The sequence below is a fragment of the Selenomonas sp. oral taxon 137 str. F0430 genome (assembly GCF_000183625.1).
GTDB lineage: Bacteria > Bacillota > Negativicutes > Selenomonadales > Selenomonadaceae > Centipeda > Centipeda artemidis.
Genome location: NZ_AENV01000001.1, coordinates 21,221 through 47,948, shown reverse-complemented (window position 1 = coordinate 47,948; position 26,728 = coordinate 21,221). Strand labels below are relative to the sequence as shown.

Here is a 26,728-nt window from a genome sequence, read left to right as displayed (position 1 = left end):
AACGTCTTTCTTGCCTTTCAGATCATATCCGAGGATCACATATACCGCTTGATCAGATACGCCTTTGTCACCGCGCATTGAAACATAGATACAGTCAACGAAGACAAATGGATAAAATGCCTTGAGCGGTCGATTTTGCCATTCATGCAGCTCGTCAAGCACACTGTCTGTAATATGCGAGATTTGCTCAGCACTGAGCATAAAGCCATAGATGTCATCGATGGTGGAGGAGATGTCTCGCTGACTCATTCCTCTGGCATACATCGCGAGGACTTTTCCTTCAATGGACGAAACGTCCGTCTGTCTTTTGGGAACGATTTGCGGTGTAAAAGAGCCGTCACGGTCTCTTGGGACGCTGATGGGAACCTCGCCTGCTGAGGTTTTGAGGACTTTGGGGGTATATCCGTTGCGGCGATTTGCTGTATCCTTTTCGCTGCGCTCGTTGCTCATGTAACCGAGATGGTTTTCCATCTCGCCGTTGAGCATGGCTTCAAACATGGGACCGAAGATTTCTTTGAGGGCGTTTTGCATGTCTTCTACACTCTTGGGCTGATACTCTTCGATAATTGCCTTAGCGAGCGTTGCACCGCGCCGTGGGAGCCTCTTTGACATAAGGGTTCCTCCTTAGTTTTTGACTTCCCCTCACCGGGAGTGTTCCTAAGCTGTCTTCCTACTTACACAGTTTATTATACACTCCCCGCTTCACCGCGAAGGATTCTCCCTTCGCGCCATAGCCGCACGGGTTGGATGCTCGCACACGGCGATCCACTATGAGCTTAAGCGGGGGACACCCGAACGCCAAGCTGCTCGCGGGCGGTCTCCACAATATACGGCAAGGCGTGGGCAACGGGCTTACCTCGAACATCGAAAGAACTCCAAACGACCGTATAAGCTTGACAGCGCAGGCTGTGCCCCATTCCTGCGTTGGATGACCGAAAGAATCCGTAAGAACAAGTGGTCGAGCGACATGTGCGTCGGGGATGCTAGGGCGAACAAACGGTTCGACGAGGATGGTATCCCATGCACCAAGACGCTTTACAATATGCTGTGGGCGGGTAGGATTCCGCTGACGCTGTTCGATGTCCCGCAAGCGCTCGGACGAAAGTGCAAGCGCAAGCCAAACCGCAAGAACAAGCGCCTGAAAGGGCGTAGCATACAGGAGCGTCCTGCCCTTGTGGACGAAGGCACGGAAATCGGACACTGGGAAGCCGACACCGTTGTCGGATCGCGAAAAGGGCGCGGCGCAGCCGTATTTACCGCTGTGGAAAAGGTGACGCACGACTACATCGCAATCCGCATCTCGGGTCGCACGTGCGCCGGCATTGAAGAAGCCATCGCCCATTTGAAATCGGAATATGGAGAGGACCGTTTCAGCCAAGTGTTCAAGACGATTACCGTTGACAACGGGACAGAGTGCGAGACGTTCACGCAGCTTGAGAGCCTCGGCACGAAGGTGTACTTCGCTCCCCCCTACAGCTCATGGGAACGCCCGCAGAACGAGCGTCACAACGGCATCCTCCGCCAATATATCCCCAAAGGAACGGGCATCGACGGATACAGTGACGAGGACATCCTAAACATAGCGGATGAGATAAACAGCCGCCCTCGTCGAGTGCTCGACTATCAAACACCAGCAGAACTGTTTAACACCTTCTTGGATGAAGTATACGCTATTGAAAATGTTTCTTAATTAAATCACTGTTCAACTTGCTCTTGCAATTCACGGTTAAAAAATAATTATTGATTGCGAAGAAATAACGACGCTAAGCGCGAAAAGCCCACCCTGCCGCAGCCTAAGTGATGCGGTAGTTTCGATGCATAGCTAGGAATTGAGACGAACGCGAGGAAGGCGTAGATGAATCCTACGTCGACGAAGCGTTTGACGAAAATGACGACGCTAGGCGCGAAAATCCCGCATCACGCCTATATACAGAAAAAGACTCCCGACATCCTCGGGAGCCTTTTATTCGCTTCAAATGGAGCTGATTATAGGACTTGAACCTACGACCTGCTCATTACGAATGAGCTGCTCTACCAACTGAGCTAAATCAGCATTGCTAAGTAAGTATATCCAAAAACCCCCATGCTGTCAACCCTGCGCATCAATATTTTTCGATACATCCGCCGAAAATTCAACGTCTCCCTAATGCATTTTTCAACGCGGTTTAATGAACATTTGAAAGAATACGCTTGTAATGAATAGAGAGCGGGGCTTTGCGCCCCATACCCCGGGAGTGAACGATATAATGATACAAAAACTATGCGGCGCTGTCATCGCCGTCTTCTTTGTCCTCTGTCTGCCCCTGCCCTGCCCGGCAGGCGCCGCGGCGAAGATCATCGAGGCGAACGGCGTATACACGATGGGCGACAACGACTCGCCGAAGATCGCGCGCGACGCGGCACGGCAGGAGGCGATGCGCTCCGCCACCGAACAGGCAGGCGTCTACGTCGAGAGCTATACGGAGACGCAGAACCTCACACTCACAAAGGATGAGGTGCGCATGGTCGCGGGCACAGTTCTGCGCGTTTTACAGGAGAAAGCAACGCCGGAACTCATCGGCGACGCATGGCGCTACAGCGTGCACCTCGTCTGCGAGGTGGACACGGCAAAGGTCGATCTCGCATCGCTCGCGTCAAATAAGGCGGAGATCGCGCGTCTCCAGAAGGAGCGCGATGCGCTGAAACAGCAGAACGACGACCTCCTCGCCCGCTACGAACGCGCGCAGGGGACGGAGAAAGCGGCGATCGGTGTCCAGCTCGAGGAGAGCTACACGCTCGGGCGCGTCTTTGACGAGGCGGCGGCGATGATCCAGCGCGGCGAGGAACGCCGTGCGATCGGGGAACTCTCGCATCTCATCGACGATCCGCGCGTCACGGGCAGCCCGCGCGCATACGCCTACTATCTGCGCGGACGCGCCTACTACGAACTGCACAGCGACGATCTCGCCCTCGCGGACTTTTCCTCCGCGGACCGCACCCCGCATACGGACGACCTCTATCCCATCTGGCGCCTCCATCAATACCGCGGGCGCATCTATTACGAGAAAGAACGCTATGACGATGCCGCCGCAGAGCTGCGTCTGGCGTGGGACGCCTCGGACAAGACGGACGACGAACTCTGGATGAACCTGCGGCGTGCCGAACAGCGTGCGGATCAGGAGCGCCGCCATATGGAGCGCGGCGACGGCGGCGCGCGGCGCGGCATCAACTGGACGCAGGTCATCACCGAGATCATCCGGGGATCGATGCAGCAATCGCAGGGGGAGTAAATCATGGGCAAGCGACTGCTCTTTCTGCTTTGCCTGACGCTGGCATCCTTTTGCAGCAGCCCCGCATCTGCCGCGCCGCAGACCATCACCGCCGAGGGTACCTGTATCGTCGGTGACACCGACGCGCCCAAAGACGCCCGCGATACCGCACGCAAAGAGGCGCTGCGCGCGGCGACCGAGCAGGCGGGCGTCTACGTAGAGAGTTATACCGAGGCGAAAAACCTCACCCTCACCAAGGACGAGGTACGCGTTGTTGCGGGCAGTATTCTGAAGGTTCTCCGGGAGGAAGCCATTCCCGAGATCGTCGACGGCAAGACATGGCAGTACCGCGTCCGTCTCACCTGTACCGTGGACACAGACGCGGTGGACGTCGAGTCCCTCGCGCATAAAAAGGAGGAAATCGCGCGTCTCGAGCAGGAGCGCGATGCGCTCCGCGCACAGAACAGTGCGATGCGCCTGCGCGAGCAGGTCGCAAAGAACGCCGCTGACGCCGCGCGCGGATCGCGGCTCGAGGACGCCGTGCCCTACAGCGACATCTTCGACGAGACGCAGCGTCTGATCGATGCGGGCGAATCCGCCGCAGCGGTACAAGAGATCTCGCGGCTCATCGGCGATCCGCGCGTCACGGGCGACGCGCTCGCCTATGCGCACGTCCTGCGCGGGCGCGCGTACTACGAGCTGGGCGACGACGAGAATGCCGTGCGCAGTTTTGCCGCCGCGGACGAGATCACACAAGAGAGTACGGTCTATCCCCTGTGGCGCGGCGATCAGTACTACGGACTCATCTGCGAACGTCACAAGAAATACAAATGGGCCGCCAAATTCCTCCGGCGCGCATGGGAAGCCTCCGACAAAACGGATACAGAACTCGCCACGCAGCTTGAACGCGTCGAAAAGCGCGTCAAAAAACACGGCGGCGCCAATATCATCGGCAATGTGATCGGCGGCATCTTCCGCGGTCTCGGCGCTATAGTAGGAATTGGCTAGTCCATACGGGTCATATGTCCTGAATTTGACACAAATGTTTTTATCATAGTATACTAAGTTTATCATTTTTTTATGATCAATGGGTCGGACTCTCTGCCGGCCAAATGCTTCACTGTACGATTGAAGGAGGATCTTCATGTCTCAGCATTCGATGCGTCGTGCCCTCTCCGTTCTCGCCACCCTAGGAATTCTCTGCGCTCCTCCCCTTCTAATGACCGGCTGTCTTGGCGGGAACTCCGCCGAGAAGGCCGACTCTGCGGTCTCCGGCGTCACATCCATGCTCGCGGGCGACTCCGTGGAGAGCAAGACGGCGGCGCTCGCGCCCTATGTCGAGGCAACGAACAGCTACAACGACAGCGCTGTCACCTTCGCCTTCAGCTATGATCCGAGCCTTCAGAGGATGCGCAGCGGCGAGCAGGTGGATAATATCTCCGTACCGAGCTTTGACCGGCTGCTCGAGGCACTTGAGAAGGCACGTGCGGACAAATCAACCGACGGTGTCTTCAAGGACGTCGACGAAGCCGCCGACGGCGTCATCGCCGTACTGAAAGACCTCGCTCCGCTCGCGCAAAAGATGGACAACTACTACTCAGCCAAGACCTATATGACGGACGGCTACAAAGGCGGCACGGAAATGATCGCCCAGTATCTCCCGCTCTATGACAAGTTCGAAGCCGCCTATCAAAAACTCGACGACGCCGTTTCCGTCCACCACAAGGAACTGCGTACCGCACAGCTCGAGCAGATGCGCAAAGACGGCAAACCCAACGCCGCGAACTTCATCGAAGCAACCATGAAGGTGCGCGACCTCGTCGATATGCTCGACCATGAACCGGTTGATCAGGCGGCGGCGGAGGCAAAGATCGGCGAGATCACGAACCTCGTCGGACAGCTCCCCGATACGAGCGAGACCAAGTCGTACAAGCGTGACGTCAATACCTTCATCGGTACGTTCCGCAGCTACCTTGCAGGCAAGGAAAAGAGCAATGAGGTCATCGACGACTTCAACGACACTGTGAACACCTCCAACCGCGTCGACCTGAACGAACTCGACGGTGGGAAGAAGTAACACACCTGCGAAAACAAAATCCAAAAGAGACGACCGCACTGCATTCGGCGCAGTGCGGTCGTCTTTTTTGCACAGTAAAAACCCCGGCGATGCTTACCGCCGGGGTTCTCTCTATGCGCCGAAGCGCTTTTTGGATTAGGCGAGCGCCTGCGTCTCAACGGTCTGCACCTCGATCTCCTTAATAGAGACCGGATATGCCGTGCCGGAGACGATCGCCTTCTTGTCAATGACGTTCTGGAGACAGCTCGTGACCTCCGCCTTCGTGAGATCGTCCTTCGGGTCGGCAAGGCTCATCGTAATGGTCTTGCCGCTCGTGAGTCCGAGCGTCATGCGCAGCTTCTTCGTTTCCATCGTGCGTTCCTCCTTTCTTCTCATTCATTGTTCGGTCAACCCTCGAGGACTGCCGAATCCGTGCGCGTTACGGTTCCGAGACCGTGCTTTTGCAGCCCCGCGAAGCCCTTGCCGATGGCGAGTGCATCCTCGTCGGTCAGCGCAGGCGCGATGTTGCCGATTGAGCGGTTCGCGTAGGTGTTCTTGCCCGTCGCGTCAACGCCCGTTGCAACCTTCAGCGTGAGTCTGCTCGTCGCATTCTTGCGTGCCATGGAAATCAACTCCTTTCTCTTCGTTCTCGTAAGCCTTACACCCGTGTAACTGCCGGCGCTCAAAAAAAGAGGAGTCGTTGTTAAAAATTTTCTTTACATAAGAACATATTTTCTATATAATATCAATCAGAAAGAAACAGGTGATCCAATATACATGTGCTCGCCGCAGTATGATCTCGCCAATCGTGCGCGGCAGCCGGAGAAAGGAGATCCGAATATGAATTTTTCCAAAAGAGAAAAACTGATGCAGTGCCTGCCCCCGGCGGCGGACATTCTGGCAGTCGTTCCGGTGACGGGTGCAGACGGCGGAAACCAAACGCACATCTACCCCGTCGCGGGCGGCAGTTTTCCTCTCATCGCCGCGGCAGAATATGTGCTCTCCTGTTTGGCGGAGCGCGAAGACAAGGATCTGCGGCTCATCCGCCGCAACGCGGGGCGCCAACTCGCACGGCGGCGCAACATCCCGCTGCCCATCGACATCGGCTGCGTCCTCATCCCCGTGATGATGCGCCCCGTGGACGGGCGGCGCGGCACGCTCGGGTATATCAATATTTCACACGACCATGTGATCGCGCCGGGCAAGGAACAAGGCGCGGACATCCTGCTGCTCAGCGGCGACGTTGTGCGCGCGCTTTGGCAGGCATCCACCATCGTACAGATGCGGAACGAAGCGCGCGGCGTCCACTGGAAGATGATCGTCACGGAGCGCCGCCGACTCTCTGTCGCAGAGGAATATGCCTGTACCGGCACACTGCATTGAATCCTGTACGGCGCCGCGTCCAATACGACAGGAAACGCTTGCATTTTTCTCACCTCCATTGTATGATAACGATACATAACACCGGAGGATACAATATGCAGATTTCAAGTCGATTTACCATTGCCGTGCACATTCTCATCTGTATTGACGTCTTTGGCGATACGGAAACCGAGACCAGCGAGTCCCTTTCGGGGAGCATCGGCGCGCATCCCGTCGTCATCCGCCGCATCCTCGGACAGCTGCGCCGCGCGGGTCTGATCCGCGTCATGCGCGGGCGCGAAGGCGGTGCATACCTCGTGCGCCCACTCTCCGAGATCACGCTCGCGGATGTCTTTCACGCGGTCGAGAGCCTTGGGGGAGACACGCTGTTCAGCTTCCACGAGAACCCGAACCCCGCCTGCCCCGTCGGACGCAGCATCCACGATGTCCTCGACAACCGGCTTGCGGGCATCCAGCGCGCCATGGAGCGCACCATGGAGGGGATGACGCTCGCGGACATCGCAGAGGATGCGCGGCAGGAGATAAAGCGCACGGCGCAGGCGTAACCAAATGAAGTGGATCAGCCACATAACGCTCTCCGGAGTGGTCGCCTACGCGGCAACGCAGGATCCGCTCCCTGCTGCGGCTGCAGCTGTCGGCGCTGTCTTCCCCGACAAAGTGGAGGGGACGCCCGGCTCCGTCGGCTGGAAGTCGTGGCGCAGCCGCCACCGCGGATGGTCGCACTGGCCGATGCTCTACATCGCCCTTCTCGGCATACTATCGCACACATCGGGATATTTCTTCTACGATGCCGCTTTTTTCTCCATCCTTCGCTGGATGCTGCTCGGCGCGCTCATGCACATCGCCGAGGATGCCGTCTGCGGCAAAGTCCCGTTCCTCCTGCCGTCCCAAAAAATCGGTGTACGTCTCTTCACCGTCGGCTCCTTCCGCGAGTATCTCTTTGTGCTCGGGTGTATCGCGCTTGTGTATGCCGCCTCCACTCTCCACGGCGATCTCTAAGCGCATGAATAACCTTATTATGATATAAAAATTCCCGCACAGACGCGATCTGTGCGGGGATTTTTTCCCCATCGTCCGTACTGCGTCTTTGCCGGCTATGCTATAATGGCAGTAATATAGACGCCAACACAGGGGGATCCTATGGAACAAAAAATTTACTGCCGGAGAGCAGCCGATTTTTCAACAAATTATTGCTCGTGCTCCTCTTATCCATTGCATTCGCCGCAGCCGTCAATCACTATGAGGCGACCGCCCTCGTACTGCGCTCTATCCTGCAAGTGTTCTATCCAATCTTTGTGGGCGTCGCCTTTGCCTTCGTCCTGAGCATTCCGCAGGAGGCGTTAGAGAAGATTCTCGGCCGGCATCGGCAAATGCGGTCACATGCAAGAAGCATTTCGATTGCGCTCTCACTGACGGGCGGCATCATCATGCTCTTTCTCTTCGCAAACGCCTTTATTCCGCAATTCATTCAAACACTGCGCGGTTTTGGAACGGCACTGCCGGAGGCGCTGCATGAGGTCGCGGCGGCGCTCAGCGGCGTTCCTACGCTGCAAAAATACGTCGTTGAACTCGAGTCTGTGGACTGGAACCAAATGATGCAGCGCGTGCAGGAATATCTCGCGAGCGGGCAGACAGAAGCAGTCTACAGCGCCGTCCACACGACCGCAGAGTTTGTCACAATGATGGTCGAGACGTTCGTCGGCATTATCCTCGGCATCTATTTCCTCGGTGCAAAGGAAATGCTCACGCGGCAGATGCGGCAAATGCTCTATGCCTTCTGCACACGAAAAAATGCCGACCACATCGCACATATCGGCGGCGTTTTCCGGCAAAAATTTTATGCGTTCGTCTGCGGTCAAATGCTCGATTCCTTTATCTTTATGATGGGACTCTTCACCGGGATGATCCTGTTCGGCATCTCACATGCCGCGATGGTCTCCGCTATCGTCGTCTTTACCGGGCTGATACCGATGGTCGGCGGTGTCATCGGCGGCGCGATCGGCGCAGTCTTCATCTTTGTCGAATCACCGACACAGGCGCTCATCTTCATCATCCTCCTCATTGTCCTTCATCAGATCGACAGTAATTTCATCTATCCCCGGATCATGGGGCGCTCGCTCGGGCTGCCCGAAGTATGGAGCTTCATTGCGATCATCGTCGGCGGCGGACTCTTCGGCGTCCTCGGGATGCTGCTCGGTGTCCCCGTCTTCAGCGCCGTCTATACGCTGCTCGGCGAGTATACGCGCAATCGCCTAAAGGAAAAGGAACATATGCCGTAGGATGATCAGCAGTAAAAGCGATCGTCAAGCATCTCCCATTCCTCTAATACCATATTTTTTTATTATTTATCGATATTTTTATTTATTTATTGTAATTTATTTTATCAAAAACAATTCCATTAATAAAATCGCCTGCGGTACGGATTTCTCCGGTACTGCAGGCGATTTTTCAGTTCCTCATTGTATCTCCGCCCGGTCACTTGGGCGGTATTTTATTTTTTGCTCGCAACCGCAATGTAGGAGAACTCCTTATTGTGGTCGAAGAAGAAATTGAACATCTTGCGGAAGCGGTCGATGTTCTCCAGGCGCAGCCCGTTGCGGATGATCTTCATCGCACCGTCGAATCCCTCGTCGCGCACGAGTCCGGCAGGATCGAGCAGCGTCATGTCGCCCGTCTGCACCTCGGGGGCAAAGCCTGCTTTTTCAAACAGCCCTGTCCACATATCCTTTGTCAGCGGATCGACGTTGACGCCGATGGCACGGGAGATCCCCGCGCGCAGCTCCGCCGCGTGCTCCTCGTCCCGTGCGCGCAGGGCGACGTCATGCGTGAGGAGAATGCCGCCCGGACGCAGCACGCGGAAATATTCGCCGAGTGCGACGGATTTCTTCTCGCGCGGAAGCATGGTGAGCATTGCCTCGTTGATGACGACGTCGAACGAGGCATCGGGGAACGGCAGTGCAAGCGCGTTGCCCTCGACAACGTCGATGACGTCCCGGAGCCCGTGTTTTTCGATATTTGCACGCGCCTTCTCGAGCGCCTTTGGATTCATATCGAGCCCTGTGATGCGGCAGCCGTGGAGTTCGGCGAGCGCAACCATGGTCGTCCCCATGTTGCAGGCAACCTCGAGCACGCGCGTGTCGGCGGTAAAGTCCACATGACTGAGCAGCCACTCCGTCGCCTCGCGTCCCCCCGGGCGCAGACGCGTCTTGCCAAGCCGCGCGAGGAACTCATGTCCGGGTTCGGGTCTTTTCTCTTCCGGCATCGGTATCACTCCTTCTATGTAAATGAAAGTTGTTTTCATTAATAGACATAGTATAGCCGAACCTGGAATATGCTGCTGTTGCTCAAGTTACATATGCGGAAAATACGATTTTTTAATGAAACAACACAAAAAAGACCGCCGCACGCTGCCTTTCAGGCGGCAGTATGCGGCGGGTCCCCCCCATTTCACGCGTATGTTGTCAGTGGGCGTCCGTGTTCCATGTGGTCTCTGTAAAGAGATCAAGCGACTCCCCAGGCAGGGCACGCTGTGCCGAGATCTCAAAAGGGATACGCTGCTGCCGGACGCAGGCGATCGCGAACATATTGAGCGCAGTGGACATGTTAATGCCAACGGCGGCGCAAAAACTCTCAAAATTCTTTTTGAGCTCTGTATCCATGCGAATGCTGATGCCGGTCTGTGCCATGTGAACAGCTCCTTTATACACCCGTTACCGGCTATAGCATAGCACATTTCTCATGCAGGTGCAATAGGAAGAGCGGCATTCGCGCGTAATTTTCGCAGTAGATTTGCCTTGCCCTTGCTGACAGCATCGGCAGATGTGCCGAGAACGTCCGCAATGCGGCGCAGGGTGAGATCGCCGTAATAGTGCAGCGATAGGATTTTCTTTTCCCGCTCGGTCAGGCGATGCATGGCGCGCGTGAGAATGTCATGCAAGAGGAGGCGGCGATCCGCATTTACGCTCGGATCGCTCATCCCGCCGATACGCTCCCATGCGTCCCTGCCGCCCTCATCCTGCTCCGGGTGACTTTCCCGCTCCCACAGGCGGCGCTCGCGGCGGAACGCACCATAGAGCGCCATATGGACGCGGCTTTTGACAAAGCCCGCAAAGGGCGCGCCGTGCTTCGAGTCGTAGTCGTGCAGCGCCTCGATAAAGGCAAGCTCGGCGATGCTCTCGGCCTCATGTGCAAGCGCGGTGTTCCTGAGATAGGACGCACGCGACTGATTGACGATCAGTCCGCGGTACCGCCCGAGAATCTCTGCCAATGCCGCCGCCTCCCCGCGCACCGCACGCACAATGAGGTTGTCTTCCTCTGCCTTTGTCAGCGGCTGATATGCGCGGCGTTCATAAGGATCTCGAAGGATGCTTCATGTCTCTTCATCATACATTTTTCTACTCCTTTTCAAACAAATGTTTTATTTGATAGGAGTATAGCAGACACCAAGATTCGGTGCAAAACGCGTATCAGCGCGATATGAGAACGATTTGAAATGCTGCGAACGGCGAAGCCGCATCCATTTACTTGACACCTTCCTCCGCGTCAGGCATCTCTTTGAGTTGTAGGATCTCTTGATCGGCATCCCAAAAGACGCCGATTCTGATTGTTTCCCAAGGAGCTTCATACAGCGGTGCACGGATGGTAAGAATCAATTTTTCCATATCGTCGATCCTGTCACAAAATGCGATACAATCGGCAGGCGTCAGCAGCGCCGGCGCGGCGCGATAAAGATCGTCCCGCGCGGCATAGACCGTCCACGCATCGCCGCGTTTGCCGACGATCCAGAATCCTTCGTGAACACTGAACGATCCGCCGTATCCCGCCTGAACCACGAAGAGCTGCAGAGACGGATCCTCCGTATGAACCCCAACAATGTAAAACGGGTAAAGCCGCGCCGCATCGATATCGACATTTCCCCTGCGATCACCCGCAACGAGGCGCAGCAGCTCCTCATCCTCTATGTTCAAAAGGCGCAGCGCATTGCCCTGCTTGATGAAGCGCAGCGGCGGCGCATCCGCAAAATATATGGGCTGCATATCGCCGTCCCGCAGCAAAAAAGGCGCATAATCCACCGTCGTCACACTGGAAAGGATCCGGGAGGCATCCGCCCGCACTGCAGGAAGGCAGAGCATACACGCAAGCAGTAAAAACAAGGGCAGCAAAAGCAGTTTTTTCCGCATAGAATCTCTCCTTTTCGACGGGATCCCGCTTCTCCATGATACCCGGCAATATTAGCATATTTATCTTATAAAATTGCAAGAATAATAATTTGATCTCAATGCGAAAGAATAGTTGATTTCCTGTAGGTGAATCGATACAATTAAATTGGACACATGCATCAATGGAAGGAGGTTCTCATGGATAAAATTGCACAACTCAGAGACATTCTTACCGCGAGCAGGCGCGCTGTCTTCTTTGGGGGCGCAGGAATGTCAACGGAATCGGGCATTCCGGATTTCCGCAGTGCGGGCGGCATCTACAGCGAGTCGCTGCACAAGGAATACACGCCCGAACAGATGGCGTCGCACTCGTTTCTCATGGCGCATCCTGAGGAGTTCTTTGATTTTTATCGATCACGCTTCGTGTATCTCGCGGCTGAGCCGAACCCGGGGCATTATGCGATCGCGGAGCTCGAGCGGCGCGGCATTCTCGCTGCCGTTGTGACGCAGAACATCGACGGTCTGCATGAGGCGGCAGGGTCAAAGACGGTCTATGAGCTGCACGGCTCCATTCGCCGTGCGCACTGCATGGACTGCGGCGCGCATTACGAGCTCGACTTCATCCTGCATCATCGTCCTGTACCGTATTGCACGGACTGCGGCGGGATTGTCCGTCCGGATGTTGTCCTCTATGAGGAAAGTCTCGACAATGATACGATCGAGGGTTCTATTGCGGCAATCCGCGCTGCCGACACGCTCATCATCGGCGGCACTTCCCTCATCGTCTATCCTGCGGCAGGACTGATCGATTATTTCCACGGGCAGCACCTCGTTCTCATCAACCGTACCGAGACACGCGCGGACGGGCGTGCGGAACTGGTGATTCGAGAACCGATCGGCGACGTATTGCACGAAGCACTTCCCATATCTTAACGGATCTATGAACCTGTTGACGAATTATGATTGAAATGGTAAAATAAAAATACAAAAGGCACTGCCGATATGCGGTCGCCCCTTGTAATCGGAAGAATTATCCGCCTACGAATTGGACGCTCGAGGCGGGTTTTTCTTTTTTATAACTTGATTGCGAGAATCAAGGCGATGAACAGGATCATAAAGATAAAAATCTCATAAATATCCATATCATCACCCCCTCTCAATAAAATGAAAGGGGCAAAGAATGACCGCCTACCGTTGTGAGCAGTGCCTATATGCAGTATAACATAAGAACATATGTAACACAATATAATTTCAAACCAAAAATCAAAGGATCGTACTGCCATTAAAACAAATCGTACTACGATCCAAATGCCCATACCTCTTTCCGCCGCATGGGCGTTTATTGTAATATCCTTCTCTGATGAAGGATTTTTCTAATAGAATGCAAAAAGCGCCCTGCAGGGCGCTCAGTCAACAAAAACGGAACGTGACGATATCAAATATCAAGATTCCGCACAAGCCGCGCATTCTCCTCGATGAACTGGCGGCGCGGCTCGACCTTATCCCCCATGAGGATGGTGAAGAGCTCGTCGGCGGCTTCGGCGTCCTCGGCGGCGACGCGCAGCATGGTGCGCTCGGAAGGATTCATGGTCGTCTCCCAGAGCTGCTCGGGGTTCATCTCGCCGAGACCCTTGTACCGCTGGATGGTCACGCCGTCGCGCCCGATTTCGTCGAGTTTCTTTGCCTGCTCCTCGTCGGTGTAGGTGTAGAAATGCTTCTTGTCCTTTCGAATCTGATAGAGCGGCGGCTGCGCGATGTAGACGTGCCCGTGGTCGACCAGCGGGCGCATGTAGCGGTAGAAGAACGTCAGCAGGAGCGTGCGGATGTGCGCGCCGTCGACGTCCGCATCGGTCATGATAATGATCTTGCTGTAGCGGCGCTTGCTGAGGTCGAACTCCTCGCCGATGCCCGTGCCGAACGCGGTGATCATCGTGCGGATCTCGGCGTTGGCAAAAATTTTATCAAGGCGCGCCTTCTCGACGTTGAGGATCTTGCCGCGCAGGGGCAAAATGGCTTGGAAGCGGCGGTCGCGTCCCTGTTTCGCCGAACCGCCCGCGGAGTCGCCCTCGACAATGTAGATCTCGCATTGGTCGGGATCTTTGACGGAGCAGTCGGCAAGCTTGCCGGGCAGGCTTGAGACCTCGAGCGCGTTCTTGCGGCGCGTCAGCTCGCGTGCCTTGCGCGCCGCCTCACGGGCACGGGACGCCATGAGCGCCTTATCGAGCACCTTTTTCGTGACATTCGGGTTCTCCTCGAAATACTCGGTCAGTCCCTCGGTGACGATGGAGTCGACGATGCCGCGCACCTCGGAGTTGCCGAGTTTCGTCTTGGTCTGCCCCTCGAACTGCGGCTCGCGCACCTTCAGACTGATGACGGCGGTGAGCCCCTCGCGCACGTCCTCACCCGAGAGATTGCCGTCCTTTTCCTTCAGCACGCTGAGGCGGCGGGCAAAGTCGTTCGCCGCGCGCGTGAGGGCGATCTTGAAGCCCGCGAGGTGCGTGCCGCCCTCCTCGGTGTTGATGTTGTTGACGAAGCTGTAGATGTTCTCCTGGTAGCTGTCGTTGTACTGCATGGCGATCTCGACAACGGTGTCGTCCTTCACGCCGTTGAAGTAGATCGGCTCCTCATTGATGGTCTCCTTCTTGCGGTTGAGGTGGGAGACAAAGGAGCGGATACCGCCGTCAAAGTGGAACGTCTCGCTGCGCAGCTCCTCGCCGCGCTCGTCGGTGAGCGTGATGGTGATGCCGTGGTTGAGAAACGCGAGCTCGCGCAGGCGGTGTTTCAGCGTCTCAAAGCTGTATGTGGTGACAGTGAAAATCTCGGGATCGGGGACGAAGTGAACGCGGGTGCCGGTGGTCTCGGAGGTGCCGACCTCATGTAGCTTCTCGGTCGTATTACCGCGTGCAAAGGCGATCTCGTAGATATGTCCGTCACGGCGCACCTGTACGTCCATGGAGGAGGAGAGGGCGTTAACAACGGAGACGCCGACACCGTGGAGACCCCCGGAGACCTTGTACCCGTCGCCGCCGAATTTACCGCCCGCGTGCAGGACGGTGAGCACGACCTCAACGGCGGGCATACCGCTCTCGTGCATGTCAACGGGGATGCCGCGTCCGTTGTCGACGACGGTGATGCTGTTGTCCCGGTGGATGGTCACGGCTACGGTATCGCAGTAGCCCGCGAGCGCTTCGTCGATGGAGTTGTCGACAACCTCATAGACAAGGTGATGTAGTCCGCGTTCCGATGTAGAGCCAATGTACATACCGGGGCGTTTTCGTACTGCCTCGAGTCCCTCGAGCACTTGAATCTGCCCCGCGCCGTAGTCGGCGTCAACGGCAGTGACATCCGCGCCCATCTCCTCGGCGGAGATCGCAATCCCCGACAGATCGGGAGCGTCCGCCATCTCGGCGGCTTCCTTCATCTCCTCTGGTGTGAGCGGGCGGACTTCGGTCTGCTCTTCCTGCGTTTCGGGGGATATTTTTTTTGCCATTATTTCCTCTCCTTACGACGTAATACGGGATTTTTATCTATAAAAATATGGATATGAGAGCGTATGAATTGTAAAAACCTACTCCTGCGAAGCGTTCGACGAATAACGACGCTAGGCGCGAAAATCCCGCGTCACGTCTCCCTCACGCCGCAACTTAAGTGAGGCGTCAGCTTTGATGCACAGCTAGGAATAACAAAAATGCGAGCGCAGGCGTAGTTTAAGACCTACGTCAAGCGAAGCATTCGATGTTATGACAACGCTGTGCGCAAAGATCACGTCTCACACCTTGCGCTTCTTCATCTCTTCCCAAAATTCCTTGGTCGTCACAAGTTCGTTGCGCAACTCCCAAAATGTCAATCGAATATGTTTCGTTGTGACCTGATCGCGCGGGATACTGCGGTGAAGCATCGTGATCATATAGGCGTTGTCACTCGTTTGATCTTTGTACTCGGTCGTGTTTGCGATCTCACGGACAAGATCGGCACGCTCACTGCCGAGAAGGAGCGCATCGCAAGCGGGAACCTCTCTGACAACATCCGCGAGCTTTGCCCATGGTTGTGCACGTAGAACACGGCGCACGGCGCGCCGCAGTTCGCGCTGCTGCGCGCGCGCGCAGTCGTGACAATGCGTTCCTTCGATGAGGCGACCGCACGAGGGACACGGTGTATAGCCGCGGCTTTCCTTCAGGCGGCGCGCCTTGCGCGATACCTGATAGGCGCGCCGGATGCGTTTGCCCAGCTCCGCATCCTCTGCGGCGTCTGCGATGGATGCACCGCGCGCGATCTCCGCATCGTTCAGTCCCGTTTTCTTCAGGGCGCGCGCGTATGCCGCAGGGGTCTCTGTGTCCGCGCCCTCCTCGTCCGGGATCTCGGCGCGCGCGCGGCGGGTAAAGGCGATCTCCCGCACCATGCGGCCGCCTGCGTAGTTGTTGACACGCTGCACGATCTCGGGCGCGCTCATGCGCATTTCGTTTTTCCAAACGGCATCGGGCGCATAGAGGAAAAGTTTGCCGTCCTTCACATAGACGGCGTGCACGCGGCGTGCGACCATCTCCCCCATGATGTCATGCCAATGCCCCAGCGTTGTATGGACAATATAATTGCGTTCAAATTTCGCGCCGAGCCGCCGAAGCGCGGCGCGTACGTCCGCATCCGCACCGGCAGTGCCGAGTGTGGTTCGCATCGCATGACACCTCCTTGTTCATTTATTTTCACTGCGGCGTCGATAACACACCGGTTCGCCGCCGCCTTCAAAAACGATGATACGTCTATCGATCTTCTACAATTCCATTGCGTACATACCGCACCGTCCCCATTTGTTCTTCCGGGAAATACGCCGCATCCGTAGCTGTAATAAACGTCTGGATGTGCTCACTGCGGATGAAGGAGAGGAGTGCAGCGCGGCGGTCGGCGTCAAGCTCACTCATCACATCGTCGAGCAGCAGAATCGGTGCCTCGCCTACACTATCCCGCAGGTAGAAGAGCTCCGCGAGTTTCAGCGCGAGCGCACCCGTCCGCTGCTGCCCCTGTGATCCGTAACTCCGAAGACTCATGCCGCCGACTGAGAGGACGAGATCGTCGAGATGCGGCCCCACCCCCGTCGAACCGCGCGCAATATCGCGGAAACGGAATTCAGATAACGCTTTATTATACCACACTTCGAGCCGATCTGCCATGCCGTCTTTTTCCCCGGGCAAATCATCGGGCACATGCGCGATCTCATAGGAGATCGTCAGCTCTTCGCCCGCGGCGAGCACCGCCTGAACCCGCCCGGAGAGCGCGCCGAGACGCTCCGCCGCCGCGATCCGACGCGTGACGATACGCGCTGCGCTCCGTGCAAGCTGCACGTCCCACGGCTCGAGTGCATCGACAGGGACAAGACGCTCGCGGATGTCCTTTAGGATCGCGCCGCGCTGACGCAGGATGTGCGTATAGCGCAGAAGCTCTCCATAGTACGCGGGGCTTGCCTGAGAGAGCTCAGCGTCGAGGTAGCGCCGACGGAGTGCAGGCGCGCCCTTAACGAGGAAGAGATCCTCCGGGGAAAAGAGCACCATAGGGAGAAGACCTACAAGCTCACGCTGACGCAGCGGCTCTCCCGCACGCAGAATACGCCGCCTGTGCCCACGCTCAAATGTAAATGATAGCTCTCCCGGAACATCATGACGCAGAAATGAGAGATCAATCCGCCCCGCGCTCTCCCCCATACGAATGAGCTCCGCATCGCTCGTCGTGCGATGGGAGCGTCCAAACGAAGCGTAGTAAAGCGCCTCGATGATATTTGTCTTGCCCTGCGCGTTTGCGCCGAGAAAAATCTGAACACCGGGATCAAACCGGAGATCCAGGATTTCATAATTACGATAAGAGTGAAGCTCGAGTCGTGTGATCCGCATAATTACAAAGCAGTGACACGGTAGATCCCGCCGCCCTCTATTGCAACAATATCTCCCGGCACAAGTTTACGCCGGCGCGCTGTCTCAACAGCGCCGTTGCGTTTGATGCGCCCCGCTGCAATCAGCTCTTTGACCATGCCGCCGCTCGGCACTTCTCCCGCAAGTTTCAAAAACTGATCAAGCTGGATGTACGCCGTATGAATCTCTATATCCATCACGTCAATGTATCCTCATCGTGTTCTTACAGGCGTTACAACGTATATATAATCCTTATCCGCCTCCTCACGAATGGTGATCGGCGAGAGGTTCTGCCCCTGCTCGTTTGGTGCCTGCAAAGAGAGGATACAGATATCGCTGTCGAGCGATTTCATCGCGTCAAGCAGATAGGAGGCGTTGAATGCGATGACCGCAGGATCGCCTTCAACTTCGGCTTCAATGGTCTCCTCGGCACGTCCAACATCGGGGCTGTTCGATGTGATATGAAGAAGGTTATCCTCAAATTCAAGTTTCACAATGTTATATTGATCCGTGCGCGATATAAGTGATGCGCGCTCAACAGCAGCGGCAAAATCTCCGGCATTCATCGTGACCTTTGTACGAATGTTTTCGTCTCTTGGAATGACGCGGTGATAATCGGGGAAACTGCCCTCAATGAGTCGTGAGGTCATATAGATGCCCTCTGCCGACATGCTGATTTGGTTGTAGGAGCAGACAATCTCGATGTCCGTCGGAACTTCACTCGTGATGGTGCGCGTTACTTCTTCAAGGAATTTCGCAGGAATGACGACGCGAATCTGCCCTGCATCCGATTCGATGTGCTCGCTTTTTACAGCAAGACGATGTACGTTCGTCGCCGCAAGCGTGATCTCTCTTCCCTCGACTTCGAGCTGACAGCCGGTAAATACGGGACGGCGGTCGCGCTGTTCTTCCTTCATGCAGGCAAATGCAGACTTCTTGACAAGATGTGCAAGTACACGGTCTTTGATAGTGAACCGCAGTGTTCCGTCCATACGCTGTAATTTTGGGAAGTCATCGACTTCCATTTGGCGCAGTGTAAAGCGTGCGTTTCCTGATGTGATTACGCCAAGACCGTCTTCGCTGATACAGTCGATAGATACCTCGTCGGCCGGGAGCTTTCGTGTGAACTCTGTGAGATATTTTCCGGGAAGAATTGCTGCGCCCGGCGTTTTGACCTCTGCGGGGATGGTGAGGATGAATCCGATCTCGTAGTTTGTAGACTGAAGTTCAAGCTGACCGTCCTTTGCAGAGAGATAGATTCCTGAGAGGATGGGTGTTTGCGGCTTCGTCGAGAGTCCTTTGCTGACAATTTGAAGAGCGGTGAGGAGGTCGCTTTTGCCGAGCGTGATGTTCATATGGTGTCCTTTCTGCGGAGGAAGCGCGCCGAAGGGCGTGCCGTTTTTCTATGGTCACTTGTATAAAATAAATATAGTAGCCGTAGTAGTAGGGGCTGTGGATTTGTTGAAATGTGGTTGTGTGTATCGTAATTGCTTGATCTTGATTGTGGAAAAATTGTGGAGAATAGTTGTGCGGTTATCCACAGTTTAGACAGATCGGCAGCAGATGTTGAGTTATGCACAGTACGTCCACATGATATGAGGGGGAAAATTCACATAGATATGCACAGGGAGTTTGGTCTTAGATTACCGTTGTCAACCTCAATGTCCGAATACATGGCACAGCGATGCGTAAAAACCCCCGCGTTATACCGAAAAACTAAGAGATGTGTCAGCTTGGATGCATAGCTAGGTATGAGGAGAATCCAAGCGAAGGCGTAGTGTGCAACCTACGTCGAGCGAAGGATTCGACGAATAACGACGCTAGGCGTAAAAATTCGATAAAAACGATACCTGAGTGAATCGGAAGCTTTGATGCATAGCTAGGAATTGCGGCGAACGTGAGGAAGGCGTAGTCAAAAGCCTACGTCGACGAAGCGTTTGCCAAAAATGACGACGCTAGGCGCAAAGATCCCGATTCACGCCTAAATGCCGCGGATCTGGACGGTCAGACTCTTTATCAGCGCATCCGTCGCCGCATCTTCGCTCACAAGGCTTTGAATCTTTTTATGTGCGTGGATCACCGTCGAATGATCGCGGTTAAAGAATCCGCCGATCGTCGGCCACGATACATCCGTCAGCTCATGGCAGAGATACATCGCCACCTGCCGCGGAAATGCAATATCGTTGCTGCGCTTGGTTGAGCGGATATCTTCGCTCTTTATCTTGAAATGGGTGCAGACCATGCTCTCAATGACTTCCATTGTGATCCGCCGCCCCGTCTCTCCGCGCAGATAATTTCCGAGCGCCGCCACGCATGTCGACTCGTCGATCGGCAGGCGCATGGTTGACGCGTATTTGATGAGACGCGTGAGCGCGCCTTCGAGTTCACGGATATTGCTGTCCACGCGGCTCGCGATATAGGTCATCACATCGCCGGGAATGTCGATTTCCTCCGACTGTGCCTTTTTTTGAAGAATTGCCATGCGTGTTTCGAACTCCGGGGGCTGAATATCCACGACGACGCCGCCGGAAAACCGCGATATGAGACGATCCTCAAGTCCCTTGACTTCCTGCGGCTGGCGATCGCAGGTCATAATGATCTGGCGCCCGCTGTCGCGCAGCTTGTTGAACATTTGGAAAAACTCCGCCTGTGTTTGCAGCTGTCCGGAGAAGAATTGAATATCGTCGATGAGCAATACGTCAATAGCATAATATTTTTCACGGAACTCATCCGTATTTTTTTTGCCGATGGCACTGATGAATTCGTTCGTGAAATCCATGCTGGCGATATAGAGCACGCGCTTATCGGGATGATCTGCGAGGATCTTATGACCGACCGCGTGCATCAAATGTGTTTTGCCGAGCCCCACACCGCCGTAAATGAAGAGCGGATTGTTGGAAGGCAGTCCCGGTGCCTCTGCGACGGATTTTGCCATGGCATAGGAAAACTGATTTGATCGTCCTGTGACGAATGCATCAAAGGTATATTTCGGATTCAGCGTTGTTGCATCGTCCGGCGCCGCTGCGTGAGAAGTTCCGGCATCCGGTACGGGCGGCGTGAGCGTGAGTGCGCCCTGTGCAGGCGAAGAACTGCCGTAGGAAGCAATCTCATCTGCCGTCGTGCCCGCACCGTCCAAAGAACTGCTCGCATGTTCCCGTGGTGCAGGGGATTTCGGTGCTGTGGAGGGATCCACAACGAGGCGGAACGTGTAGGCGGCATCGAGCGCGGCATGTGCCGCGTCGCTGAGCAGAACGAGATAGCGCTGTTCGATGAACTGTTTTGTAAATGCATCCGGCACGGCAAGTACCAGCTCGCTGCCGTTTTGCGTGATGGGAACGATCCGCGGAAGCCACTTCGTCACTGCTTCCTGCGGCAGGATACCATCCGTCTTTTCTAAAATCTGCCGCCATAGAGCGGTAATTTGGGGATGCTTTTCTTCCGACATGCAATCGAATCCCTTCAAAAAATTTTTTGGTACCTGTTTATCAACAGGATTATTCACAGTTGTTGATAAGTTCATCGGTGCGAACTATAAGAAAATGCAAGTATGTGAAAAATTATGCACGATTTTTGCACAGGTTTTCAACAATGGAGTGGGGATATTTCAGCAAAAATAACAAGCTTATCAATAGCAGTTTCGGCTCGTTTGACAAAAAGCACACAAAAATAGACCCCACGCACTTTGACAGGAATATTTTAGCAAAAAGTAATGGACTTATCAATATTGGCTTTTGACTCTTTGACGAAAAAAACATAGCAAAATACACCCCGCGCGCCTTGACAGCGCGGCTTTTCTTCGTCTATAATGACCGAAGTGAAATCATAGATTTGAAAAGCTGCAATCAATGCAGCGGTAAAGGAGGTGACGATGAGGTGAAGAGAACGTATCAGCCGAATAACCGTTGGAGAAAAAAGACACATGGATTCCGTGAGCGCATGAAAACGAAAGGCGGCCGCCTCGTACTACAGAGAAGGCGTCGGCGCGGAAGAAAGAAACTCTCGGCGTAATGTGTTTGGCACCGATCGAATCACGCGAGACGGCGCCGGACTGAAAGCAGGAGGTCACCGCGGGTGACCTCTTTTTTATGAATCATGAACAAGCAGAGATATACGCTCTCGCGCGCGCAGATGATCAAGCGGCGCAGCGATTTTCAAAACGTCTATCATAAAGGAACCGCCTTCCCGGGGCGGTATATAATCCTCTATATCCTGCGCGATGCGCGCGTTGCGGGCAAAGTCGGCTTTGCTGCGGGGAAAAAATTGGGATCTGCACCCGTGCGCAGCCGCACAAAGCGTCTTATGCGCGAAGCATACCGTCTCATGCAGTACGAACTGCGCCCCGATGTCGGCATCCTGCTCATCGGACGCGCAGGGCTTGCCGACCATAAAATGCAGGATGCCGCTGCAGATTTGAAGAAACTCGCGCGCCGTGCAAAGATTCTCATTCCTGCGGGACATGCGCCGCGCCGGGAGGGGCATTCATGAAGCGGATTCTTCTCTTTGTCATTCGGTTTTACCGCAGCTGCATCTCGCCATTCCTCCCGCCCATGTGCAGGTATCAACCCACCTGCTCCGCGTACGCGATGGAGGCGATTGAGCGGTACGGCGCGCGGCGCGGCGGATGGATGGCGGTGCGGAGGATACTCAGGTGTCATCCGTGGCATGAGGGCGGCTACGATCCCGTAAGGCGTGAGACGTGATCTTTGCGCACAGCGTTGTCATAACATCGAATGCTTCGCTAGGAGTAGCTTTTTTACTACGCCGTCGCTCGCATTCTCGTTATTCCTAGCTGTGCATCAAAGCTGACGCCTCACTTGCTATACGGTGTGAAACGTGACGCGGGATTTTGGCGTAATTACATCGTGGGAAAAACCTGCACGTGATACGCGCCCTCCTGTCCGCTATGACGGCGCATCGTATAATCATCAGCCGGTGAAATGGGGATCGTATTCTTTAATATGGCGCACGTCTCACACCATGTTCCGATTGTGCGTGCCGTTTGTAACGCGGTGAGAAAGATACCCTGAGCCGCGCGTCAACCCTGCGCTGCCCTAATGTTTTTCGCATCGCACGCCGTTTGCGCAGCGACAAGAATGTGCCCGCGAACTAAAGATACAATTCATCTCGAATCCAAAAATCATACCCCATAGTTTCAAAAAACAAATAAAACCGCAGAATATTCACAGTATTGCATATGCGCAACAAAAACCGCGCGCATAGAGGAGGAACAATCCTTGATCGAATTTTTCAGCAGCCTGTTCGCGCCGATCATCCACTTGCTTCAGATGATCCTCGGCGCATTTTACACCGTTACCGGCGCCGCCGGACTCGAGAGCTACGGCTTCCCCATCATCCTGCTCACCATCCTCATCAAACTGGTCACCTACCCCCTCACCGTCAAGCAGGTCAAATCCATGAAGGCGATGCAGGAAATCCAGCCGAAGATGAAAAAAATCCAGGAAAAGTATAAAAACGACCCGCGGATGCTCCAGCAAAAGACCGGCGAACTCTTCCGTCAGGCAGGCGTCAACCCGCTCGCCGGCTGTCTCCCGCTCCTCGTCCAAATGCCGATCCTCATGGGCATGTACTACGCACTCTTTAACTTCGCCTACCCGAGCGAAGCCGCCGAAGCGTTCCTCTGGATCCCGCACCTATCCGCGCCGGATCCCCTTTACATCCTGCCCGTCCTCTCCGCATTGACCACATTCCTCCAGCAGAAAATGACGAGCACCGAGATGAATCCGCAGATGAAAATCATGATGACCGTCATGCCGCTCTTCATCGGCTGGATCAGTCTGAACTTCCCCGCAGGACTCGTCCTCTACTGGGTCACCATGAACATCGTCCAAATCGCGCAGCAGTGGTGGATGTACCGGGGTGACGAAAAAACCGTCCCCAAGGAGGCAGCATAACATGGCAGAAATCGTAGAAAGCACAGGAAAAACCGTAGAAGACGCACTTGCCGCCGCCCTCGACAAGCTCGGCTGCGGACGCAGCGAAGTCACCTATGAAATCATACAGGAACCCTCGAGCGGATTCCTCGGACTCTGGGGCAAGCGCGAGGCGCACATCCGCGTCACGACGCGCCCGGTCATCCCGGCGCAGCGCAGCGAAACGAGCAATATTCCCGCCCCACCGTCACCGCAGCGGCAGACGAATTCCCGCGTCCACAGAAACGTTTCCATACCGACCTTCGCAGCACTGCCCGCGCTCCAAAACCGGAGCAAGGCAGCCATACATCCGCCGTGCATCCTGAGCGCACGGAACGTCCCGAGCGGCGCAGCCGTTATGACCGCGACAACAGCGAACGCTCTGCACGACGCCATCAGGAGGATCGCCCCTCCTATGACCGCCCGCGGTACGAAGAACGTGCCAAGAGAGAGGGCGAACTGCCGCTCATTCCCGCATCGCCCGAGATGCGCGCCCGCGCCGAAGGATTCCTCAGCGAAATATTTGCCGCTATGGGACTCACCGTCACCCTCATCCCCAGCGAAACCCCCATCGGACTCGTCTACAACATGCAGGGAGACAACCTCGGCATTCTGATCGGCAAGCACGGACAGACGCTTGACTCCCTCCAGTACCTTACCAATCTCGTTGTCAACAAGAATCCCGGCAGCGGCTATACCCGCATCATCCTCGATGTCGAGGACTACCGCGCGCGCCGCGAAGAGACCCTCACGCGCCTCGCGGGACATCTCGCGGACAAGGCATGCCGCATCGGCGAAGAGATCCGTCTCGAACCCATGAGCCGCCATGAACGCAAGATCATTCACATGGCGCTCCAGGACAATCGCCGTGTTACCACCTACAGCGCCGGCGAGAATCCTCGCCGCTACGTCGTCATCGTTCCCAAGCGCCGCCGCTATAACCGCGGCGGATATGAAGATGCATCGTTTGAATAACATCTTTAAGAATCGGTGCCATCAAAAAAGGACAATCCGCATGGGTTGTCCTTTTATATTGTCATATATTGAGCAGGTCGGCATGTGTCCCCGTGCGCGACAGTGTAAGGACGAGTTGGTTGTTCCTGATGAAGTAAATGAGCAGCCAATCCGGAGCGATATGACATTCACGATAGCCCTTAAAATTCCCCGTCAATGCGTGATCACGATACCGCGACGCTAATTTTTCACCGCGTGCCAACGCATTGACAACATTGGTCAGTAACGATAAATCATAGCGGCGTTTTTCTATACGCTTTAAGTCTTTTTTGAATTGCCCAGTGAGCTTGATTTCAAGCATGAAGAATATCCTCGATGAACTCCTCTGCCGAGCGATAGGATTTCGCAGGGATGCGCCCCTCCGCGATGTCGCGCGCCTCTTCCATAGCGGCTAGCGTCCGTGCATTGTAATGCGGTGTCTGCACCGGGAACGGCAGTCCGCGATGCAGGAGAACCTGATGCAGGAAAATCGTCACCGCTTCACCCGTGGACAGCCCCAATGGACGCAGGGTCGTTTCCACATCCTCTTTCAGGTCAGGTGTCACACGGATATGCAGTGTCTCTGTCTTTGGCATAGTATCATCTCCCTTTTTCGATTGTATCACGTTTGTGATAGAACCGCAATACAACTGTAGCGATGAATATCTTCGGTTTATATCTCCTTTTCCCGTGCCTGAAACAAGCGAAGGATCATCCGGATTTTATCAGAAATAATATCGAAATCGTCATTTTTTGTTGTATTTGATTTCGTTAAGCGGATGTGGTTTTCCTGCAATGAGATGTTAATTTTTTGAAAACATATCTTTGTTTTGTGCCGCATCATGTCGAATACTTTCTCCGAGGTAAGTACTGTGCGCAAAGGTGCGTTCTTGTCACCGCGGTGCGCCGGCGCTATACTTTCTTCGAGAAGAAAGTGAGGCGCTTTGATGAAAACACTCGTTATTGCGGCGCATCCCGCGCTGAAAGACTCTGTGATCAATAAACGCTGGCTCAGAGAGCTGCAAAAGTATCCCGATCAATATACGATTCATATGCTTGCGGACGTCTATCCGGACGGCCGCATTGATGCGGCGCGCGAGCAGCATTTGGTTGAGACGCACGGCAGCTTGATCTTTCAGTTCCCGTTTTATTGGTTTTTCTGTCCGCCGATCCTCAAAGCATGGTTTGATACGGTGCTGACACACGGATGGGCCTATGGGAGAAACGGCGGGGACAAGCTCGCGGGGCGCAAAATCGCTCTTGCTGTCAGTACCGGCATCCGCGCGGAGGATTATGACCGCGGCGGCCGCTATCACTATACGCTCGCGGAACTCCTCGCACCGTTTGAAACGATGCTGCGCATCTACTGCCGCGCGGATTACCGACCGTTCTTTGTCTTCTACGGCGCCGAAGATGTGCCGGGCGAAGATTACAGCTCGCCTGCGTGGGAGGTTGAGGCGAGCGCGCAGGAATATGCCCGCTTTGCGGCGGCGTTGTCATAGGGTTTTGCGCATATTGCGGTGGCGCTCCCCCCAATCGCACATCATGTAGAGGATGGGGATCAGCGAGCGTCCGCGCTGTGTGAGCGCATACTCTACTTTGGGAGGAATCTGCGGGTATTCCGTCCGCGCAACGAGTCCGTCACGGGCGAGTGCGCGCAGTACGGAGGCGAGGGTCTTGAACGATATGCCCGTAATGCGGCGGTGCAGCTCGTTGTGCCGCAGGGCGTCGTGTTCTGCGAGCAGGTAGAGCACAGCCATTTTATATTTACCGCCGATCAGCGACAGTGTATAGTGAAATCCGGTACGTTCGATTTCTGTTCCCTGTGGGATACAGCTTGCTTCCTTCATAAAATCTCTCCCGTAATCATTACCGATAGAAAAAGGACACGTTTCATCGTGTCCTTTTTTGTATAGCCAAGTGAAAAGCGAAAATCCCGCGTCACGCCACACCGTACAGTGAGTGAGCCGTAAACTTTGATGCACGGCTAGGAATGAGGTGAACGCGAGCGACGGCGTAGTAAAAAGCTACTCCTAGCGAAGCGTTCACCGATATGACAACG

Annotated in this window: 30 protein-coding genes, 1 tRNA gene and 1 pseudogene; 15 read left to right on the top strand and 17 right to left on the bottom strand. The window is 55.2% G+C overall.

The window, feature by feature from the left end; all coding sequences use genetic code 11:
- Nucleotides 1-612 (bottom strand): IS256 family transposase (locus HMPREF9162_RS00265; RefSeq protein ID WP_009437969.1); only part of this gene is annotated, 612 nt, incomplete at its 3' end.
- Between the two features lie 73 nt (nt 613-685).
- On the opposite strand from HMPREF9162_RS00265, the gene HMPREF9162_RS00260 reads away from it, so the two are divergent.
- Nucleotides 686-1,690, top strand: coding sequence for an IS30 family transposase (locus tag HMPREF9162_RS00260; protein ID WP_371067608.1), 1,005 nt, complete (start codon nt 686-688; stop codon nt 1,688-1,690).
- 287 nt (nt 1,691-1,977) lie between these two features.
- Here HMPREF9162_RS00260 and HMPREF9162_RS00255 read toward each other — a convergent pair.
- Nucleotides 1,978-2,053, bottom strand: a tRNA-Thr gene (locus tag HMPREF9162_RS00255).
- A gap of 193 nt (nt 2,054-2,246) precedes the next feature.
- Between HMPREF9162_RS00255 and HMPREF9162_RS00250 the strand changes: the two genes are divergently transcribed.
- The 3 genes from HMPREF9162_RS00250 to HMPREF9162_RS00240 all read left to right on the top strand — a co-directional run bounded on the left by HMPREF9162_RS00250 (nt 2,247) and on the right by HMPREF9162_RS00240 (nt 5,325).
- On the top strand, nt 2,247-3,269 hold the full coding sequence (locus HMPREF9162_RS00250; protein ID WP_009752475.1) for a hypothetical protein: 1,023 nt from the start codon (nt 2,247-2,249) through the stop codon (nt 3,267-3,269).
- Between the two features lie 3 nt (nt 3,270-3,272).
- Nucleotides 3,273-4,256 carry a hypothetical protein gene (locus tag HMPREF9162_RS00245; protein WP_009752488.1) on the top strand — a complete coding sequence of 328 codons (984 nt, stop codon included), beginning with the start codon at nt 3,273-3,275 and terminating at the stop codon, nt 4,254-4,256.
- 136 nt (nt 4,257-4,392) lie between these two features.
- A complete protein-coding gene (locus tag HMPREF9162_RS00240; protein WP_009752476.1) occupies nt 4,393-5,325 on the top strand; it encodes a DUF3829 domain-containing protein in 933 nt (310 codons plus the stop codon).
- A 135-nt stretch (nt 5,326-5,460) separates the two neighbouring features.
- Here HMPREF9162_RS00240 and HMPREF9162_RS00235 read toward each other — a convergent pair whose 3' ends face one another.
- Both HMPREF9162_RS00235 and HMPREF9162_RS00230 read right to left on the bottom strand, forming a co-directional pair.
- Entirely contained in the window at nt 5,461-5,676 is a 216-nt protein-coding gene (locus HMPREF9162_RS00235; protein WP_009658806.1) for a DUF2922 domain-containing protein, read from the bottom strand.
- 35 nt (nt 5,677-5,711) lie between these two features.
- A complete protein-coding gene (locus HMPREF9162_RS00230; RefSeq protein WP_009437973.1) occupies nt 5,712-5,927 on the bottom strand; it encodes a DUF1659 domain-containing protein in 216 nt (71 codons plus the stop codon).
- Between the two features lie 217 nt (nt 5,928-6,144).
- Between HMPREF9162_RS00230 and HMPREF9162_RS00225 the strand changes: the two genes are divergently transcribed.
- The 4 genes from HMPREF9162_RS00225 to HMPREF9162_RS00210 all read left to right on the top strand — a co-directional run bounded on the left by HMPREF9162_RS00225 (nt 6,145) and on the right by HMPREF9162_RS00210 (nt 8,966).
- Nucleotides 6,145-6,687: a hypothetical protein gene (locus HMPREF9162_RS00225; protein WP_037349978.1), complete on the top strand. Its 543-nt coding sequence runs from the start codon at nt 6,145-6,147 to the stop codon at nt 6,685-6,687.
- Between the two features lie 95 nt (nt 6,688-6,782).
- Entirely contained in the window at nt 6,783-7,232 is a 450-nt protein-coding gene (locus HMPREF9162_RS00220) for an Rrf2 family transcriptional regulator (RefSeq protein ID WP_009752479.1), read from the top strand.
- 4 nt (nt 7,233-7,236) lie between these two features.
- Nucleotides 7,237-7,686, top strand: coding sequence for a metal-dependent hydrolase (locus HMPREF9162_RS00215; RefSeq protein ID WP_009437994.1), 450 nt, complete (start codon nt 7,237-7,239; stop codon nt 7,684-7,686).
- A 197-nt stretch (nt 7,687-7,883) separates the two neighbouring features.
- Nucleotides 7,884-8,966: an AI-2E family transporter gene (locus HMPREF9162_RS00210; protein ID WP_254655331.1), complete on the top strand. Its 1,083-nt coding sequence runs from the start codon at nt 7,884-7,886 to the stop codon at nt 8,964-8,966.
- Between the two features lie 212 nt (nt 8,967-9,178).
- On the opposite strand, the gene HMPREF9162_RS00205 is transcribed toward HMPREF9162_RS00210, so the two are convergent.
- The 4 genes from HMPREF9162_RS00205 to HMPREF9162_RS00190 all read right to left on the bottom strand — a co-directional run bounded on the left by HMPREF9162_RS00205 (nt 9,179) and on the right by HMPREF9162_RS00190 (nt 11,867).
- Nucleotides 9,179-9,949, bottom strand: coding sequence for a class I SAM-dependent methyltransferase (locus HMPREF9162_RS00205; protein WP_009437967.1), 771 nt, complete (start codon nt 9,947-9,949; stop codon nt 9,179-9,181).
- Nucleotides 9,950-10,148: 199 nt separating this feature from the next.
- Nucleotides 10,149-10,373, bottom strand: a complete 225-nt coding sequence (locus HMPREF9162_RS00200) for a type II toxin-antitoxin system RelB/DinJ family antitoxin (protein WP_009350879.1) — start codon at nt 10,371-10,373, stop codon at nt 10,149-10,151.
- A 50-nt stretch (nt 10,374-10,423) separates the two neighbouring features.
- Nucleotides 10,424-10,984: a sigma-70 family RNA polymerase sigma factor gene (locus HMPREF9162_RS00195; RefSeq protein WP_009437993.1), complete on the bottom strand. Its 561-nt coding sequence runs from the start codon at nt 10,982-10,984 to the stop codon at nt 10,424-10,426.
- A gap of 223 nt (nt 10,985-11,207) precedes the next feature.
- Complete coding sequence (locus HMPREF9162_RS00190; RefSeq protein ID WP_009752486.1) at nt 11,208-11,867, bottom strand: hypothetical protein; 660 nt, start codon at nt 11,865-11,867, stop codon at nt 11,208-11,210.
- Between the two features lie 177 nt (nt 11,868-12,044).
- Here HMPREF9162_RS00190 and HMPREF9162_RS00185 point away from each other — a divergent pair, with 177 nt between their 5' ends.
- A complete protein-coding gene (locus HMPREF9162_RS00185; protein WP_009437970.1) occupies nt 12,045-12,779 on the top strand; it encodes an NAD-dependent protein deacylase in 735 nt (244 codons plus the stop codon).
- Nucleotides 12,780-13,281: 502 nt separating this feature from the next.
- On the opposite strand, the gene gyrB is transcribed toward HMPREF9162_RS00185, so the two are convergent.
- From gyrB to dnaA, 6 genes are all read right to left on the bottom strand, one after another.
- Entirely contained in the window at nt 13,282-15,336 is a 2,055-nt protein-coding gene (gyrB, locus tag HMPREF9162_RS00175; RefSeq protein WP_009752472.1) for a DNA topoisomerase (ATP-hydrolyzing) subunit B, read from the bottom strand.
- A gap of 279 nt (nt 15,337-15,615) precedes the next feature.
- Nucleotides 15,616-16,518: a DUF721 domain-containing protein gene (locus HMPREF9162_RS00170; protein ID WP_009437990.1), complete on the bottom strand. Its 903-nt coding sequence runs from the start codon at nt 16,516-16,518 to the stop codon at nt 15,616-15,618.
- An 85-nt stretch (nt 16,519-16,603) separates the two neighbouring features.
- Nucleotides 16,604-17,725 carry a DNA replication/repair protein RecF gene (gene recF, locus HMPREF9162_RS00165; protein WP_009752477.1) on the bottom strand — a complete coding sequence of 374 codons (1,122 nt, stop codon included), beginning with the start codon at nt 17,723-17,725 and terminating at the stop codon, nt 16,604-16,606.
- Nucleotides 17,726-17,727: 2 nt separating this feature from the next.
- Nucleotides 17,728-17,943, bottom strand: coding sequence for an RNA-binding S4 domain-containing protein (locus HMPREF9162_RS00160; RefSeq protein WP_009752484.1), 216 nt, complete (start codon nt 17,941-17,943; stop codon nt 17,728-17,730).
- Nucleotides 17,944-17,955: 12 nt separating this feature from the next.
- Nucleotides 17,956-19,098 carry a DNA polymerase III subunit beta gene (gene dnaN, locus HMPREF9162_RS00155; RefSeq protein ID WP_009658851.1) on the bottom strand — a complete coding sequence of 381 codons (1,143 nt, stop codon included), beginning with the start codon at nt 19,096-19,098 and terminating at the stop codon, nt 17,956-17,958.
- 626 nt (nt 19,099-19,724) lie between these two features.
- The gene (dnaA, locus tag HMPREF9162_RS00150; RefSeq protein WP_009752478.1) at nt 19,725-21,188 is read right to left on the bottom strand and encodes a chromosomal replication initiator protein DnaA; all 1,464 of its coding nucleotides are present in this window, start codon (nt 21,186-21,188) and stop codon (nt 19,725-19,727) included.
- Between the two features lie 428 nt (nt 21,189-21,616).
- On the opposite strand from dnaA, the gene rpmH reads away from it, so the two are divergent.
- The 5 genes and pseudogenes from rpmH (at nt 21,617) to jag (ending at nt 24,648) form a co-directional block, all read left to right on the top strand.
- Nucleotides 21,617-21,751: a 50S ribosomal protein L34 gene (gene rpmH / locus HMPREF9162_RS11790; RefSeq protein WP_009350867.1), complete on the top strand. Its 135-nt coding sequence runs from the start codon at nt 21,617-21,619 to the stop codon at nt 21,749-21,751.
- Between the two features lie 84 nt (nt 21,752-21,835).
- Complete coding sequence (gene rnpA, locus HMPREF9162_RS00145) at nt 21,836-22,228, top strand: ribonuclease P protein component (RefSeq protein ID WP_009752473.1); 393 nt, start codon at nt 21,836-21,838, stop codon at nt 22,226-22,228.
- The gene (gene yidD / locus HMPREF9162_RS00140; protein WP_009350865.1) at nt 22,225-22,443 is read left to right on the top strand and encodes a membrane protein insertion efficiency factor YidD; all 219 of its coding nucleotides are present in this window, start codon (nt 22,225-22,227) and stop codon (nt 22,441-22,443) included. Before rnpA ends, yidD begins: the two co-directional genes overlap by 4 nt.
- A 534-nt stretch (nt 22,444-22,977) precedes the next feature.
- Nucleotides 22,978-23,655 carry a YidC/Oxa1 family membrane protein insertase gene (locus HMPREF9162_RS00135; protein WP_009437982.1) on the top strand — a complete coding sequence of 226 codons (678 nt, stop codon included), beginning with the start codon at nt 22,978-22,980 and terminating at the stop codon, nt 23,653-23,655.
- Between the two features lies 1 nt (nt 23,656).
- A pseudogene (gene jag / locus HMPREF9162_RS00130) lies at nt 23,657-24,648 on the top strand (RNA-binding cell elongation regulator Jag/EloR).
- Between the two features lie 61 nt (nt 24,649-24,709).
- Here the strand turns inward: jag and HMPREF9162_RS00125 are convergent.
- The gene (locus HMPREF9162_RS00125) at nt 24,710-24,988 is read right to left on the bottom strand and encodes a type II toxin-antitoxin system YafQ family toxin (protein ID WP_009437976.1); all 279 of its coding nucleotides are present in this window, start codon (nt 24,986-24,988) and stop codon (nt 24,710-24,712) included.
- The gene (locus HMPREF9162_RS00120; RefSeq protein ID WP_009437968.1) at nt 24,981-25,262 is read right to left on the bottom strand and encodes a type II toxin-antitoxin system RelB/DinJ family antitoxin; all 282 of its coding nucleotides are present in this window, start codon (nt 25,260-25,262) and stop codon (nt 24,981-24,983) included. The genes HMPREF9162_RS00125 and HMPREF9162_RS00120 overlap by 8 nt, the downstream gene beginning before the upstream one ends.
- Before the next feature lie 351 nt (nt 25,263-25,613).
- Between HMPREF9162_RS00120 and HMPREF9162_RS00115 the strand changes: the two genes are divergently transcribed.
- Nucleotides 25,614-26,168, top strand: coding sequence for an NAD(P)H-dependent oxidoreductase (locus HMPREF9162_RS00115; RefSeq protein WP_009752480.1), 555 nt, complete (start codon nt 25,614-25,616; stop codon nt 26,166-26,168).
- On the opposite strand, the gene HMPREF9162_RS00110 is transcribed toward HMPREF9162_RS00115, so the two are convergent.
- Entirely contained in the window at nt 26,163-26,516 is a 354-nt protein-coding gene (locus HMPREF9162_RS00110; protein ID WP_009437992.1) for a helix-turn-helix domain-containing protein, read from the bottom strand. The genes HMPREF9162_RS00115 and HMPREF9162_RS00110 overlap by 6 nt on opposite strands.
- Between the last annotated feature and the right edge of the window lie 212 nt (nt 26,517-26,728).